Origin of the sequence: Marinobacterium ramblicola, assembly GCF_019084545.1 — a bacterium.
In the GTDB taxonomy this organism is placed as follows: Bacteria; Pseudomonadota; Gammaproteobacteria; order Pseudomonadales; family Balneatricaceae; genus Marinobacterium_D; species Marinobacterium_D ramblicola.
The window spans coordinates 115,598-130,744 of record NZ_JAHREP010000003.1 but is presented as its reverse complement, the minus strand read 5'-3'; the positions used below and the strand labels follow the sequence as shown (position 1 = coordinate 130,744).

General features: G+C 59.7%; 12 protein-coding genes. 7 read left to right on the top strand and 5 right to left on the bottom strand.

What is annotated here, in order from left to right; all coding sequences use genetic code 11:
• Nucleotides 1-38 precede the first annotated feature (38 nt).
• Nucleotides 39-923, bottom strand: coding sequence for a PHP domain-containing protein (locus tag KQ940_RS03030; protein ID WP_343222602.1), 885 nt, complete (start codon nucleotides 921-923; stop codon nucleotides 39-41).
• Nucleotides 924-975: 52 nt separating this feature from the next.
• Here KQ940_RS03030 and KQ940_RS03025 point away from each other — a divergent pair, with 52 nt between their 5' ends.
• The 3 genes from KQ940_RS03025 to KQ940_RS03015 all read left to right on the top strand — a co-directional run bounded on the left by KQ940_RS03025 (nucleotide 976) and on the right by KQ940_RS03015 (nucleotide 2,574).
• Nucleotides 976-1,521 carry a septation protein A gene (locus tag KQ940_RS03025; RefSeq protein WP_217411570.1) on the top strand — a complete coding sequence of 182 codons (546 nt, stop codon included), beginning with the start codon at nucleotides 976-978 and terminating at the stop codon, nucleotides 1,519-1,521.
• Between the two features lie 18 nt (nucleotides 1,522-1,539).
• On the top strand, nucleotides 1,540-1,839 hold the full coding sequence (locus tag KQ940_RS03020; protein ID WP_217411568.1) for a YciI family protein: 300 nt from the start codon (nucleotides 1,540-1,542) through the stop codon (nucleotides 1,837-1,839).
• A 126-nt stretch (nucleotides 1,840-1,965) separates the two neighbouring features.
• Nucleotides 1,966-2,574: an OmpA family protein gene (locus tag KQ940_RS03015; RefSeq protein ID WP_217411566.1), complete on the top strand. Its 609-nt coding sequence runs from the start codon at nucleotides 1,966-1,968 to the stop codon at nucleotides 2,572-2,574.
• A gap of 111 nt (nucleotides 2,575-2,685) precedes the next feature.
• On the opposite strand, the gene purL is transcribed toward KQ940_RS03015, so the two are convergent.
• Nucleotides 2,686-6,588 (bottom strand): phosphoribosylformylglycinamidine synthase, encoded by a 3,903-nt coding sequence (gene purL / locus KQ940_RS03010; protein ID WP_217411564.1) that lies wholly within the window; start codon nucleotides 6,586-6,588, stop codon nucleotides 2,686-2,688.
• Nucleotides 6,589-6,711: 123 nt separating this feature from the next.
• Here purL and mltF point away from each other — a divergent pair, with 123 nt between their 5' ends.
• The gene (gene mltF, locus KQ940_RS03005) at nucleotides 6,712-8,220 is read left to right on the top strand and encodes a membrane-bound lytic murein transglycosylase MltF (protein ID WP_217411562.1); all 1,509 of its coding nucleotides are present in this window, start codon (nucleotides 6,712-6,714) and stop codon (nucleotides 8,218-8,220) included.
• Here the strand turns inward: mltF and tadA are convergent.
• The 3 genes from tadA to guaB form a co-directional block, all read right to left on the bottom strand.
• Nucleotides 8,206-8,733: a tRNA adenosine(34) deaminase TadA gene (tadA, locus tag KQ940_RS03000; protein WP_281419177.1), complete on the bottom strand. Its 528-nt coding sequence runs from the start codon at nucleotides 8,731-8,733 to the stop codon at nucleotides 8,206-8,208. The two genes, mltF and tadA, sit on opposite strands and share 15 nt — an antisense overlap.
• Before the next feature lie 181 nt (nucleotides 8,734-8,914).
• Nucleotides 8,915-10,495 (bottom strand): glutamine-hydrolyzing GMP synthase, encoded by a 1,581-nt coding sequence (gene guaA / locus KQ940_RS02995; protein WP_217411560.1) that lies wholly within the window; start codon nucleotides 10,493-10,495, stop codon nucleotides 8,915-8,917.
• 97 nt (nucleotides 10,496-10,592) lie between these two features.
• Nucleotides 10,593-12,062, bottom strand: coding sequence for an IMP dehydrogenase (gene guaB / locus KQ940_RS02990; RefSeq protein ID WP_217411558.1), 1,470 nt, complete (start codon nucleotides 12,060-12,062; stop codon nucleotides 10,593-10,595).
• 167 nt (nucleotides 12,063-12,229) lie between these two features.
• On the opposite strand from guaB, the gene xseA reads away from it, so the two are divergent.
• Genes xseA through bamJ form a run of 3 tightly spaced genes read left to right on the top strand, consistent with a single transcriptional unit; the run spans nucleotide 12,230 to nucleotide 15,072 of the window.
• Nucleotides 12,230-13,570 carry an exodeoxyribonuclease VII large subunit gene (gene xseA, locus KQ940_RS02985; RefSeq protein ID WP_217411556.1) on the top strand — a complete coding sequence of 447 codons (1,341 nt, stop codon included), beginning with the start codon at nucleotides 12,230-12,232 and terminating at the stop codon, nucleotides 13,568-13,570.
• On the top strand, nucleotides 13,567-14,388 hold the full coding sequence (locus tag KQ940_RS02980) for a peptidoglycan DD-metalloendopeptidase family protein (RefSeq protein ID WP_246589653.1): 822 nt from the start codon (nucleotides 13,567-13,569) through the stop codon (nucleotides 14,386-14,388). The genes xseA and KQ940_RS02980 overlap by 4 nt, the downstream gene beginning before the upstream one ends.
• 57 nt (nucleotides 14,389-14,445) lie before the next feature.
• Complete coding sequence (bamJ, locus tag KQ940_RS02975) at nucleotides 14,446-15,072, top strand: BamJ family beta-barrel-assembly machinery protein (RefSeq protein WP_217411554.1); 627 nt, start codon at nucleotides 14,446-14,448, stop codon at nucleotides 15,070-15,072.
• Nucleotides 15,073-15,147: the final 75 nt, after the last annotated feature.

Below are 15,147 nucleotides of genomic sequence, written 5' to 3'. Positions count from 1 at the left end.
CCTGATTTAATTCCGTCATGGTTGCTTACCCCAGGCAACTACGCATTGGCAACCGCGTCATACCACCACTCCTCTGTACACTCCGGTAGCAGAGACCGAAGCAGGTGCGCAGCGGCACTAAAGGGAGGAAAACGCCCCAGCGCCGTCCAGCGCTGCTCGGGCGAATGAAAGTCACTGCCGGCGGAAACCGACAGCACCTTCCGTTTCGCCAACAGCAATAGATCACGCAGATGATTCGGCGTCACACCGGGATAGCTGACCTCCACCCCATCCCCGCCGGCGGCCAACAGGTCGTCAACCAAAGCGCGCAGACGGGTGAAGGTAAAATTGTATTTCGTTGGATGCGCGATAACAGCAAAACCACCCGCCTGCTTGACCAGACCCACCGCGCTCTCCAGTGTTGGCCAACACGCTTTTACGTCGCCGACCTTGCCCTGACCAAGCCAGTTATCAAACGCCTGCTGCGGCGTTAAAACAAGTCGACGCTCCACCATCGCCTGTGCGAAGTGAGGCCTCCCGATCTGCCCCTGCCCCGCATTTGACCGAGCATCAGCCAACAGGTCCGGCAAGCCTTTCTTGACCAATTTACGGGCTATCTCCTCAGCCCGCTCATTTCGCAAATTATTGAGCTGCTCCATATAACCGCCAAATCCCGCGAAGTCGGGGTCGATTCCCAGCCCGAGAAGATGGATAACGCGCCCGTTCCATAAGCAGGTCAGCTCCACACCATCTATAAAATGCATACCGTCCAACTCGGACGCCGCCTGACGGGCACGAGACAAACCCGCCAGCGTATCGTGATCGGTCAGGGCCAGGCAACGAACCCCTGCAGCATATGCCTCGCGCACCAGGGCCTCCGGCTCGAGAGAACCGTCCGATGCAGTGCTGTGGGTGTGCAGATCGTAACCAGCCAACTGTTTCACTCTATTCAGGGGACCTTTATACTGTGAGCAAATTCGAACCGTTCTGGATGTTATGAAAATCTTACTCGATTTCCTGCCTGTTATCGTCTTTTTTGTAGTGTACAAGATAACCGGCGACATCATTCTCGCAACCGGCATCTTGATCCCGGCCACGCTTGCCCAAATGGCGTATACCTGGCTCAAAACGCATCGCATTGAAAAAATGCAGCTGGTGACGCTGGTTCTGGTGATACTACTGGGCGGCGCCACGATAATGTTCAAGGACAAAACCTTTATTCAATGGAAACCCACTATTGTTAACTGGCTATTTGGCATCGCCTGCCTCGGCAGCCACTTTATTGGGGGCAAAACACTGATCCAAAGGTTAATGGAAAGCAGCATCGAGCTGGGCCAGCAGACTTGGCGCCAGCTTAATATTGGCTGGATACTGTTTTTCTCGCTAACCGGCATCGTCAATCTGCTGGTCGCCTACGGATTCAGCGAGGAGGTGTGGGTGAACTTCAAACTGTTCGGGATCTTGGGCATGACGCTGATTTTTATCCTTGGACAGGGCATTTATATCTCTCGCCACCTCCCGCCCCAGAACAAACCAGAGTAAAATTGACGGAACGGACAGATGTATTACGCTATCATTGCTGAAGATGTAGAGAATTCACTCGCGAAGAGGCTCGAGGCACGGCCGGATCACCTGGCCAGGCTTGAGTTGTTGAAACAACAGGGGCGCCTCTTCGCTGCAGGCCCGTTACCGGCGATCGATAGCGAAGACCCGGGGCCTGCTGGCTTTACCGGCAGTTTAGTCATTGCTGAGTTTGATTCGCTGGAGGATGCAACGCGCTGGGCAGAAACCGACCCTTATGTACACGCAGGCGTGTACAAGGGCGTGACTGTGAAGCCCTACAAGAAAGTACTGCCCTAACGGATATTTTTTGGCTTCCTGACATCTATAGATAATCCTTAAGATTAATCGGATGTTAAGGAAAAATTAGCTTTAATGGTCTATATGTAGTAGACAAATTCTCACTACGGTCACAAGGATATGATGATGAAGAAGATCGCAATTGCAGCAGGACTGGCTCTGGCTATGGGAGTCTCTCTGGCCCAGGCTCACGAGGAAAACAAGGGTTACGTTACCAACAGTGCCGGCGACATCTGGCGTACCAGCGCCGGTGAATGCTGGCACAACAGCGCCTGGAACAAAGAGCTTGCGGTTGTTGGCTGTGACGGCATGATGGCCGCAGCCGAAGAGCCGAAGATGGAAGAGAAGCCGGCCGAGCCGATGTACACCATGATGGCTGATACCAAGAAGTTCGCGCTCTACTTTGACTTCGACAGTACCGAAGTTGGTGATACCTCCAACATCGTCAACTACATCGGCACTCTGTCCAGCCTGAAAGCGATCAAACTGGTTGGTCACGCCGACCCGATCGGTAGCGAAGCGTACAATGAAAAGCTGTCCAAGCGTCGTGCCGAAGCGGTCGCTGCCAAGCTGGCCGATGCCGGCGTCGATTCCAGCAAGATGGAGATCGGTTACCTGGGCGAATCTTCTCCGATTGCCAACTGCTCTGGCCGTGGCGCCGAGCTGATCGCCTGCCTGCGTCCGGACCGTCGTGTAGACGTCGAAATCAGCGGCGAGAAGCGCGTAGCTAAATAATCGCTTAAGCGATCGCGTTCTAGAATAAAGCCGGCATTGCCGGCTTTATTTTTATCCACACAAAAAAAACAGGCACCAAATGGCGCCTGTTTTTTTGTGCTCTGGCCAGCCTTAGCCAACCCGTACTCGGGCGTTGCGGAACATCCGCATCCAGGCGCCATCTTCCTGCCACTCATCGGGTGCCCAGGAGTTCTGGATCGCACGGAATACACGCTCAGGGTGCGGCATCATGATCGTCACGCGACCATCCGGCGTGGTAATACCGGTAATGCCGTTGGGCGTACCGTTCGGGTTGGCCGGATAAAGCGCGGCACGTTGACCCCGGTTATCCACAAAGCGCAGCGCGATGGTACCGGCACCCTCCAACTGCTCAAGATGCCCCGCATCACGGAACTCGGCCCGTCCCTCACCGTGCGCCACCGCGATCGGCATCCGCGAGCCAGCCATCCCATCAAGGAAGATCGACGGTGACGACTGCACTTCAACCATCGCCACACGCGCCTCGAACTGCTCCGATTGGTTGCGTACAAAGTGCGGCCAAAGCTCGGCACCCGGAATCAGCTCATGCAGGTTGGACAGCATCTGGCAGCCGTTACACACACCCAAGGCAATGCTATCGGCCCGCTCGAAGAACTGGGCAAACTGATCGCGGGCGCGGCTGTTGAACAGGATCGACTTGGCCCAGCCCTCACCGGCACCCAGTACGTCGCCATAGGAGAAACCGCCGCAGGCAACCAGGCCCTTGAACTGATCAAGCGTCACCCTGCCGCTGAGAATATCGCTCATATGTACGTCAACCGAGGCAAAGCCCGCCCGATCGAAGGCTGCCGCCATCTCGATCTGACCGTTTACACCCTGCTCACGCAGAACGGCGATGCGCGGACGCTCACCCTTGGCAATATACGGTGCCGCCACGTCCTCATTAATATCGAAGCTCAGCTGAGCGTGCAGGCCGGGATCTTCGTTATCGAGCAACGCATCGAACTCCTGCTGTGCGCACTCAGAGTTATCGCGCAGCGCCTGAATCCGGTATGAGGTTTCCGCCCACCAGCGCTGCAACTGAACGCGACTGTTGGAGTACACCTCTTCATCATCAAAGAAGATATTGAACTGACCATCCGGGTTCAGCGTCCCGATCACCTTGGCGATCTCGCCGATTCCGGCCGCATTCAACTCGGTCAGCACCTGCTCGGTATCCTCACGGCGCACCTGAACCACCGCGCCGAGCTCTTCAGCAAACAGCGCCGCAACCAGTTCGGACTGATCCGCTGCCAGCAGATCCAGACTCAAATCAACGCCAGTACGGCCGGCAAACGCCATCTCCGCCACAGTCGCCAGCAGACCACCATCGGCGCGGTCATGATAAGCCAGCAACAAGCCCTGGCTGTTCAACTCCTGCACGGCGGCAAAAAAGGTGGCCAGCTGCTCCGCATCATCCACATCCGGAACCTGACGGCCGACCTGGTTATAGACCTGAGCCAGAGCCGACAGGCCCAGACGGTTCTGTCCATTACCCAGATCCAGCAGGATCAGATCGGTTTCGCCCTGGTCGGTGCGCAGCTCGGGGGTCAGCACCTTGCGCGCATCGGTGACCGGCGCAAAACCGGAGATGATCAGCGACAGCGGAGCGGTGACGCTCTTCTGCTCGTCGCCATCCTGCCACACCGTACGCATCGACATGGAGTCCTTGCCGACCGGAATGGTGATACCCAGCTGCGGGCAGAGTTCCATACCCACCGCCTTGACGGTGTCGTACAGCTTCTCATCTTCACCCGGATGGCCGGCAGCACACATCCAGTTGGCCGACAGCTTGATATCGGCAACATCCGCGATCGGGGCGCCCGCCAGGTTGGTCAGCGTCTCGCCAATCGCCATGCGACCAGAGGCCGGCGCATCGACCAGCGCCAGCGGCGTGCGCTCGCCCATCGCCATCGCCTCACCGGCGTAGCTGTCATAAGAGATAGTGGTCACGGCACAGTCGGCAACCGGCACCTGCCAGGGCCCGACCATCTGATCACGTGCCACCTGCCCGGTGATGGTACGGTCGCCGATGGTGATCAGGAAGCTCTTTGAAGCAACTGCCGGCAGCTTGAGCACTCGCTCGATCGCATCACTCATATCGATGCCGGATGCATCGAAGTCCGCAACCTCGTAGCCGATACGCTCCACCGAACGGTGCATCTTCGGCGGCTTGCCGAACAGCACGCTCATCGGCAGATCCACCGGTTTGTTCTCGAAGTGGGTATCACCCAGGGTCAGGTGGTGATCCTCGGTCGCTTCACCGACCACCGCGTAGGGGCAGCGCTCACGCTCGCAGATCGCCTCGAAGCGCGCCAGATCCTCCGGCTTGACCGCGAGTACGTACCGCTCCTGAGCTTCGTTGCACCAGATCTCCAGCGGCGACATCCCGGGCTCATCGTTGTTGACGTTGCGCAGCTCGAAGTTACCGCCACGACCACCATCCTTGACCAGCTCGGGGAAGGCATTGGACAGGCCGCCGGCACCCACGTCATGGATAAACGCGATCGGATTGGTATCACCCAACTGCCAGCACTGATCGATCACCTCCTGGCAGCGGCGCTCCAGCTCGGGGTTGCCGCGCTGTACCGACGCAAAATCCAGATCGGCAGAGGAGCTGCCGGAGGACATGGAGGAGGCCGCGCCGCCACCAAGACCGATCAGCATCGCCGGCCCACCCAGGCAGATCAGCTTGGCGCCGACTGTAATCTCACCCTTCTCCACATGATCGGCACGGATGTTACCCATACCGCCGGCGATCATGATCGGTTTGTGGTAACCGCGCACCTCTTCACCCGCCGCGCCGTTGACTTTCTGTTCGAAGGTACGGAAATAGCCGGTCAGGTTCGGACGACCGAATTCGTTGTTGAACGCCGCACCACCGATCGGTCCCTCGATCATGATATTCAGCGGTGACACGATGCGCTCGGGCTTGCCGTAAGCGGACTCCCAGGGCTGTTCAAAACCGGGGATCTTCAGATCGGACACGGTGAAACCAGTCAGGCCCGCCTTCGGCTTGGCACCGCGACCGGTGGCACCCTCGTCACGAATCTCACCGCCTGAGCCGGTAGCCGCGCCGGAGAACGGTGCGATCGCGGTCGGGTGGTTGTGGGTCTCCACCTTCATCAGAATATGGATATCCTCATTGGAGTAGCCATATTCCTGAGTCTGCGGGTCCGGATAGAAACGTCCGGCGCGATGGCCGACCATGACCGCCGCATTGTCCTTGTAGGCGGAAAGCACATTGTCGCCAGCCTGCTGGTAAGTGTTGCGGATCATGCCGAACAGGGATTTCTCCTGCGCCTCGCCATCGATCTCCCAGGAGGCATTGAAGATCTTGTGGCGACAGTGCTCGGAGTTCGCCTGGGCGAACATCATCAGTTCCACATCGTTGGGGTTGCGACCCAGCTCGGTGAAGCTCTGTACCAGATAATCGATCTCGTCCTCCGCCAACGCCAGGCCCAGCTCGGTATTGGCCCGGATCAGCGCCTCGCGACCACCACCGAGGATGTCGACGCTGGACAACGGCCGCGGTTGCTCATGCCGGAACAGCGCAGTCGCTTCTTCGATATTGCCCAGCACCGCTTCGACCATCCGGTCATGCAACAGGGCACTGACGTTGGCGCGCTGCTCGGCGGTCAACGGAGCTTCAACCTGCAGGTAGTACGCGACCCCGCGCTCCAGGCGCAACACCTTGCTGAGGCCGCAGTTATGGGCAATATCAGTAGCCTTGCTCGACCAGGGTGAGATGGTGCCGGGACGCGGCACAACCAGATAGAGCTCACCTTTTGGCTCCTCGGTACTGGCGTTGGGGCCATATCGCAGGATACGATCAAGCACCTGCTGCTCCTGTTCGTCCAGATCCGCTGACAGGTCGGCAAAGTGAACGTATTCAGCGTACACACCGGTGACACCGCTGAGGCTGCTGCCCAGCGAAGCGAGAAGTTTGTCATGGCGGAAAGCTGAGAGAGCGGGCGCACCACGCAATACGAGCATGTTAGTTTCGAGCCTCTTGATTTTCCTGGCTCTCGATTCATCGAAAGAGCCGGGCGTTGACAGCGGGAAAGTTGAGGCGGAATTTTACCCGATCAGGGACAAGGGAACCAGAAAAGCAGAACGATGTTTGTACTCCGGCAAAAACCCTACTTCCGTGAGCTGGTCTACTTCTGGGGCCTGACCGTCATTGCTTTTCTACTGACGCTGATCAGCATCAACACCCCAACCCAGGTGGAAGCGATCAAAGAGCGCGGTGTGCTGCGGGTTGCCACGCGCAATACGCCGATGACCTACTACATCGACAAGGGCAAACCCGCCGGTTTCGAATATGAACTGGCCAGCGCATTTGCCGACTATCTCGGCGTGCGGCTGGAGCTGATCCTGCCCACCACTTTTGCCGACCTGTTTACCAGCGTCCGTGAACGCAACGCCCATATTGCGGCCGCCAACCTGACCGTCTCCGAAAAACGCGAGAAGCAGTTCCTGTTTGGTCCCACTTATCGCAAGAGTGCACCCACGGTGATCTATCGTATCCGTCAGGGTCAGCCGCAGCCGCACAGTATCGAGGAGCTGTACAACAGCAAGATCCTGGTTCTGGCAGGTTCCGCCCAGGCCGAACTGCTGGCCCGACTGAAGCATCAACATCCTCCGCTCGAATGGGAGGAGTCGGACAGCGACGCGGCCACCGATCTGCTCGACCAGGTGCACGACGGCAGCGTTGATTACACGGTGATGGACTCCACCGTGTTCGATGCCCAGCGATCGTTTTATCCCGGCCTGAACAAAGGCTTCGAGCTGGAGCCCCCCCAACCCATTGCCTGGATGCTGGCAAAACATTACGACGGCACACTGAAGCGCGAACTGGATAAATTCTTCGCACTCCCAGAGACGCAGGAGCTGATCAAGAGCCTTGAGGAGCGCTACTTCTCACGCCAAAACAAGCTCAACTTTTTCGACACCAGCGAATTCCGCAAAGCGCTGGAGGAGCGTTACCCGCCACTGGAGCAGTACTTCATGCTCGCATCCCAGGAGAGCGGCATCGATCATCTGCTGCTGGCCGCCATCGCCTATCAGGAATCGCACTGGCGTGAAGACGCGGTATCCCCTACCGGGGTCAAGGGGATCATGATGCTGACCGAAGGAGCGGCTACCGAAGTCGGTGTCGCCGACCGCACCGATCCTCGCCAAAGCATCCTCGGCGGCGCCCAGTACCTGGTGCAAGTTCGCGCAAAAATACCCGAGCGCATTACCGAACCGGACCACACCTGGTTCGCCCTGGCCGGCTACAACATCGGCTTTGGCCACCTGGAGGATGCCCGTATCCTGACCCAGCGCGGCGGCAAGGATCCCGACCGCTGGCAGGATGTGCGCGAGTTTTTGCCACTTCTGGCCAACGAAAAGTACTATTCCAAACTGCGCTACGGCTATGCCCGCGGTTATGAGCCGGTGACCTATGTCGCCAACATCCGTAAGTATATGGAGATGCTGCGCTGGGAGGAGCAGGTTACCCAGGCCCGCAACAAGCATGGCGAAAACGGTCGAAAAGAGGAAAGTGGCGAAGAGCCCGACACCAGCCCTAACAAGGAACGCCCAGACTCCTCCCCGGTAAGCGAAATATCACCCACCCTGTGATTCAGATGCGGATCGATCCCGCTCCCTCTGCCGCCTCTTCTGCTCGCGGCGCTCGGCGAAGAAGGCGCTGATCCGCGCACTGCAGCGCTGTGCCAACACGCCGCCCTGCCACTGCACACGATGGTTGACCCAATCCGTATCGAACAGCGACGACCGGCTCAGTACCGCCCCCGCCTTGGGCTCTACGGCACCGAACACCACCCGCCCGATACGGGCATGTACGATCGCACCGGCGCACATGGTGCAGGGCTCGATGGTCACGTAGAGCTCCGCATCGACCAGCCGGTAGTTTTGCGATCGCTGCGCCGCGTCCCGCAGCGCCATGATCTCGGCGTGCGCAGTGGGATCACAACCGCTGATCGGATGATTCCAACCTCGACCGATGATCTCGCCGTCACGCACCACCACCGCACCCACCGGCACCTCACCCAACTCGGCGGCACGCTCGGCCAGCGCCAGCGCTTCCTGCATCCAGCGTTCGTCCTCAGCCGAATGCTCGATCTGATCAGTCAAAACCCAGTCTCCGAATACAACACACCCCACTCCTGCGCATGAGCGTCATGGATGGCGGATGGCCGCCCCGCGTGAATGCCGCTTTTGCAGGAGCAAAAAGCGGCCCTTGCGCTCGCGGCATACCGTACATCCTGAACATAAAAAGCCCGCTGATGCGGGCTTTCACTATAACCGATAATGCTTATTCCCACTCGATGGTTGCCGGCGGCTTGCTCGACACATCGTAGGTGACACGGGATACCTGGGCGATCTCGTTGATGATACGGCTGGAGACGGTTTCCAGCAGCTCGTACGGCAGGTGCGCCCAGCGCGCGGTCATGAAGTCGATGGTCTCAACGGCACGTAGGGCGATAACGTACTCGTAGCGACGGCCATCACCGACCACGCCGACCGACTTCACCGGCAGGAATACGGCGAACGCCTGACTGGTCTTGTGGTACCAGTCGTGATTATGCAGCTCTTCGATGAAGATCGCGTCCGCTTCGCGCAGGATCTCCGCGTACTCCTTCTTCACCTCGCCGAGGATACGCACACCCAGACCCGGACCCGGGAAGGGGTGACGGTAGACCATGTCGTAGGGCAGACCCAGCTCCAGGCCGATCTTGCGCACCTCATCCTTGAACAGTTCACGCAGCGGCTCGACCAGCTCGAACTTCATGTCCTCCGGCAGGCCGCCCACGTTGTGGTGCGACTTGATCACGTGCGCCTTGCCGGTCTTGGCGGCAGCGGACTCGATCACGTCCGGGTAGATGGTACCCTGCGCCAGAAAGCGGCAATCGGTCAGACGGCCAGCTTCGTAGTCGAACACCTCGATAAAGGTGTTACCGATGATCTTGCGCTTGGCTTCAGGGTCGGCAACCCCTTCAAGACGGCCCAGGAACTGATCCTCGGCGTCGGAGCGGATCACGTTGACGCCCATGTTGCGGGCGAACATATCCATCACCTGATCGCCTTCGCGCTTGCGCAGCAGGCCGTTGTCGACGAATACGCAGGTCAGACGGTCACCGATCGCCTTGTGCAGCAGCGCCGCAACGACGGAAGAGTCGACACCACCGGACAGGCCGAGCAGCACCTTTTCATCGCCGACCTGCGCCCGCACCTTGTCGATCAGATCGTTGATGATATTTGCGGCCGTCCAGAGCTTTTCAGCACCGGCGATCTCACAGACGAAACGCTCCAGAATACGCATCCCCTGCTTGGTGTGGGTCACTTCCGGGTGGAACTGAACGCCATACAGGTTGCGCTTGGGATCGCACATGGCAGCGATCGGCGCGGACTCGGTGGCCGCAATGATATGGAAACCTTCCGGCAGCTCCACCACCTTGTCGCCATGGCTCATCCAGACGTCCAGCGACAGGGAGCCGTTGTTGGCGATATGGTCCTCGATCCCCTCCAGCATCCGGCTCGGGCTGTCCGCCAGACGCACACGCGCGTAACCGAACTCCCGCTTGTCGGAGCTGGACACCTTACCGCCCAGCTGCTCGGCCATGGTCTGCATGCCGTAACAGATACCCAGCACCGGTATCCCCATCTCGAATACACAGGTCGGCGCGCGGGGAGAATCCAACTCGGTCACCGATTCCGGACCACCGGCCAGGATAATCCCTTTGGGTGCAAACTCGCGGATCTCCTCTTCGGTCATATCGAAGGGGTGGATCTCCGAGTACACGCCGATTTCCCGCACACGGCGTGCGATCAGCTGGGTGTACTGCGACCCGAAATCAAGAATCAGGATACGTTGTGCATGAATATCTTTGGTCATCTCTTATGACTCCACCGAAACCCGGAGGCTCCAAAGCGACAGAAACGAAAAGTGGGGCGGCACCCGCCCCACTCCTGTCCATATCTCAGTTTAGCGATCAGCCGATTCGATAGTTCGGCGCTTCTTTGGTAATGCTCACATCGTGTACATGGCTTTCGCTCATGCCGGCGTTGGTGATACGTACAAACTTGGGCTTGGTACGCATCTCGTCAACGGTAGCGGAACCGGTATAACCCATGGAGGCACGCAGGCCGCCCATCAGTTGATGTACGACACCGCTCATCGGGCCCTTGCAGGGTACCCGACCTTCGATACCTTCCGGCACCAATTTGTCGACCCCGGCCTTGGCGTCCTGGAAGTAGCGGTCGGAAGAGCCGGTGCTACCGGACATTGCGCCGAGCGACCCCATACCACGGTATGACTTGAACGCACGCCCCTGGAACAGCTCGACCTCGCCCGGCGCCTCATCGGTACCGGCCAGCATGGAGCCGACCATCACCGCAGCCGCACCGGCCGCGATCGCCTTGGCGATATCACCGGAGAAGCGGATACCGCCATCGGCAATGACCGGCACGCCCAGATCTTTCATCGCCTCGGCCACGTTGGCCACCGCGCTGATCTGCGGAACGCCGATACCGGCGACAATACGGGTGGTGCAGATAGAACCGGGACCGATACCCACCTTGACGCCATCGGCGCCGGCTTCGGCCAGCGCGATCGCCGCTTCTGCAGTCGCGATGTTACCGCCAACAACCTGCACTTCCGGGAAGTTCTGCTTGACCCAGGCCACGCGGTCGATCACACCCTTGGAGTGGCCATGCGCGGTGTCGACCACGATCAGGTCGACACCCGCAGCCACCAGTGCACGCACACGATCTTCGGTCTCGGCACCGGTACCCACCGCGGCTCCGACGATCAGGCGCCCCTTGTCATCCTTCGCGGCATTGGGGTAGGCCTGCGCCTTGTTCATATCCTTGACGGTAACCATGCCACGCAGGGCAAACTTGTCGTCCACCAGCAGGATCTTTTCGATGCGGTGCTTGCGCAGCAGTTCGCTGATGACGGAAACCTCTTCACCTTCGCGCGCGGTAACCAGTTTCTCCTTCGGCGTCATGATGGTGCATACACGGGCATCCAGATCGCTTTCGAAGCGCACGTCACGGCTGGTCACGATACCGACCAGCTCCTCGCCATCGACGACCGGGAAGCCGGAGAAGCCGTACTGCTGTGCCAGCTCCAGAATCTCACGTACGGTGGTGTTCGATGTGCAGGTCACCGGATCGGTGACGACACCGGACTCGAATTTCTTGACCTTACGTACCTGAGCCGCCTGTTCTTCCGGCGTCAGGTTCTTGTGGATAATTCCGATTCCACCTTCCTGGGCCATCGCAATCGCCAGACGGGCCTCAGTTACCGTATCCATTGCTGAAGATACCAGAGGGATATTCAGCTCGATCCCTTTGGTCAGTCGGCTCTTCAGAGACACGCTCTTGGGCAGGACCTCGGAGTAACCAGGCACCAGCAAAACATCATCAAAAGTGAGAGCTTCCTCAACGATTCGCAACATTGTTAGCCAGCCTGTATTGATATAGAGAGTTCGTAAAAAGTGAAACGCGTAATTCTACAGAAATACAGCGCCAAGCTCAATTTAGATCTCGGTTGTGACAGATAAAATCTTCTCTACCGCCCGCCTGCCATCTTGGGCTCAAACCACGGTAGAATGGCGCCATGATTATGCAGCCCACAGCCCACCGCGCGCTCAGCGTCAGCGCCCTGAACCGGCAGGTCAAATCCCTGCTCGAACACTCATTTCTGTCGATCCAGGTGATCGGCGAAATCAGCAACCTGGCCCGCCCCTCCTCCGGCCACTGGTATTTCACGCTGAAGGACAGCAAGGCCCAGGTACGCTGCGCCATGTTCCGCAACAGCAACCAGAGAACCGGTTTTGTCCCCCGCGAAGGGGATGAGGTGCTGGTCACCGCCCGCGTCAGCCTCTACGAGGGGCGTGGCGATTACCAGCTAATCTGCGAGCGGATGGAGAAGAGCGGTCTGGGCCAGCTGCAGCAGGCGTTCGATGCGCTGAAAGCGAAGCTCGACAAGGAGGGGCTGTTCGACAGCACTCGCAAACGCCCGCTGCCGCCGCATCCCCGCCATCTGGGTGTAGTCACCTCACCCAGCGGCGCCGCAATCCACGACATCCTCACCGTGCTCAAGCGCCGCTTTCCCGGCCTGCCGGTTACCCTCTATCCCACCGCGGTACAGGGCCAGGAGGCGGCCGGTCAGATCGTTGCCGCCATCGACCTGGCCAACCGCCATGCCCAGTGCGACGTACTGATCGTCGGCCGCGGCGGCGGCTCGCTGGAAGATCTCTGGCCGTTCAACGAGGAGATCGTCGCTCGCGCCATCGCCGCGTCGGCCATTCCGATCGTCTCGGCGGTCGGCCATGAGGTAGATATCTCGATCAGCGATCTGGTCGCCGACCAGCGCGCAGCCACTCCGTCAGCGGCCGCTGAACTGCTCAGCCCAGACCGACATGCCCTGTTGCTAAGACTGAACCAGCTGCGGCGGCGTCTGGAATCCCGCATCGGCTGGCAACTGGAGCGCAAACGTCATCAACTACAGGGCGCCCGGCAGCGCCTGCGCCACCCTGGCGAGCGGGTACGCGAACATATGCAGGCGCTGGATCGGCTGGAGCTCCGGCTCCAGCGCGCCACCCAGCGACTACTGGAACAGCGCCGCAATCGCTTGACCGAACTGAACGCTCGACTCCAGCGGGTAACACCGGCGCGGCGGCTCGAGCAATACCGCCACCAGCTTCAGCAACTGCAGCCTCTGCTGTCGCGACTGATGCAGCGGCATCTGGAGCGCAACCGGCTGCGTCTGGCGCAGCAGAGCGGCAAACTGCAATCAGTCAGCCCGCTGGCAACACTCGAGCGCGGCTACTCGATTTTGTTGAACCCGGCGGGTCAGGCAGTGTCATCTGCTGAGCAGGTCAGCCCGGGCGAACGGCTCGAAGCCAGGCTGCACAGGGGACGACTGACCTGCACCGTGGACAGTATCGAACCGGGGGAATGAAGAAGATGAGAGTGCATAATTGGCTGGTTGCAGCCCTGTTTCTACCGACTCTGGCGCTGGCGATGCCCAAGGAAGCCCGGGTGCCCGGCGGTGTCGCGCTTGTCCCCCTGACCGGCATCGACAGCGAACAGGCACCGGAGGTCCACTACGGTAACAACCGCGTCATGGTGGTACCGGGAGAGAACAGCGGTTGGGTCGCGGTGGTCGGCATCCCGCTGGACGCAAAGGCGGACGAAACTCAGCAGCTCACCCTGGACCAGGGCGGTTACAGCTTTCGCATCGACGACAAGCAGTACGAGAGCCAGTATCTGACCGTCAAGGAGAAGAAATACGTCGAACCCGACCCCGAGCAGATCAAACGCTGGCGCCGCGAATCGGCCGAGATGGGCGCCGCGTTCACGCACTGGTCTGCTCCATCCGAGCCGACTACCGGTTTCGCACTGCCAGCCCTGGGCCCTTTCAGCAGCCCCTTCGGTTTGCGCCGCTTCTTCAACAAGCAGCCACGCAAGCCGCACAGCGGACTGGACATTGCAGCGCCCGAAGGGGCCCCGATTACCGCTCCGGCCCCGGGCACTGTGGTGGCGGTCGGCAACTACTTTTTCAACGGCAACACGGTGATCGTCGATCACGGTTACGGCCTGACCACCATGTACTGCCATATGAGCAAGATCGATGTTGCCCTCGGTGACCAGCTCGACATGGGGGACGCCATCGGTAAGGTCGGTTCAACCGGCCGAGTAACCGGCCCCCACCTGCACTGGAGCGTCAGCCTGAACAACGTGCGGGTCGACCCGCTGCTGTTCCTCGACGGGCAATGACCGCCCTGCTGTGGTAGTCTCTAGCGCCCTAATTCTCGAAACACGGACAAAGCAAGTATGAGTGACCTGATCCTGGAAACAACCGAGCAGCGCGCCAGCTACGGCATCGGCCGCCAGATGGGCGACCAGCTGGCCCAAAACGGCTTCGACGGCGTCGATATCGAAGCCGCAGCCGCCGGTCTTAGGGACGCATTCAACGGTGAATCCCTGCGGGTGAGCGCCGAGGACCTGACCGCGGCGTTCAACGAACTGAACCAGCGTCTGCGCGAAAAACAGGAGCAGGAAGCCAAGGCCGCGATGCAGGCCGGCATCGATTTCCTCGCCGAGAACGCCAAGCGCGACGGCGTTGTAACCCTGGAATCGGGCCTGCAGTACGAAGTGGTCGAGTCCGGTGACGAGAGCTCGGCCAAGCCTGAGCGCAGCAGCAAAGTGCGTGTTCACTATCACGGTACGTTCAGCGACGGCCGCGTGTTCGACAGCTCCTATCAGCGCGGCACTCCCGCCGAGTTCCCGGTTGGCGGCGTTATCGCCGGCTGGACCGAAGCGCTGCAGCTGATGAATGTCGGCGCCAAGTGGAAGCTCTATATCCCCTACCAGCTGGCGTACGGCGCCCAGGGCTCGCCCGGCGGCATTCCGCCCTACTCCACCCTGGTGTTCGATGTCGAGTTGATCGATATTCTCTAAATACTTGTCCGGCGGCCCGCACCGAGCTATCCAAGGCAGGGAGGGGTGTTGCTTTCCGGGACCGTCTGCCGCCAG

What these genes read in the sequence shown, in the direction of transcription:
- KQ940_RS03025 (WP_217411570.1), top strand. Translation starts at nt 976, where the DNA reads ATGAAAATCTTACTCGATTTCCTGCCTGTTATCGTCTTTTTTGTAGTG.
- KQ940_RS03020 (WP_217411568.1), top strand. Translation starts at nt 1,540, where the DNA reads ATGTATTACGCTATCATTGCTGAAGATGTAGAGAATTCACTCGCGAAG.
- KQ940_RS03015 (WP_217411566.1), top strand. Translation starts at nt 1,966, where the DNA reads ATGAAGAAGATCGCAATTGCAGCAGGACTGGCTCTGGCTATGGGAGTC.
- purL (WP_217411564.1), bottom strand. Translation starts at nt 6,588, where the DNA reads ATGCTCGTATTGCGTGGTGCGCCCGCTCTCTCAGCTTTCCGCCATGAC.
- mltF (WP_217411562.1), top strand. Translation starts at nt 6,712, where the DNA reads ATGTTTGTACTCCGGCAAAAACCCTACTTCCGTGAGCTGGTCTACTTC.
- guaA (WP_217411560.1), bottom strand. Translation starts at nt 10,495, where the DNA reads ATGACCAAAGATATTCATGCACAACGTATCCTGATTCTTGATTTCGGG.
- guaB (WP_217411558.1), bottom strand. Translation starts at nt 12,062, where the DNA reads ATGTTGCGAATCGTTGAGGAAGCTCTCACTTTTGATGATGTTTTGCTG.
- xseA (WP_217411556.1), top strand. Translation starts at nt 12,230, where the DNA reads ATGCAGCCCACAGCCCACCGCGCGCTCAGCGTCAGCGCCCTGAACCGG.
- KQ940_RS02980 (WP_246589653.1), top strand. Translation starts at nt 13,567, where the DNA reads ATGAAGAAGATGAGAGTGCATAATTGGCTGGTTGCAGCCCTGTTTCTA.
- bamJ (WP_217411554.1), top strand. Translation starts at nt 14,446, where the DNA reads ATGAGTGACCTGATCCTGGAAACAACCGAGCAGCGCGCCAGCTACGGC.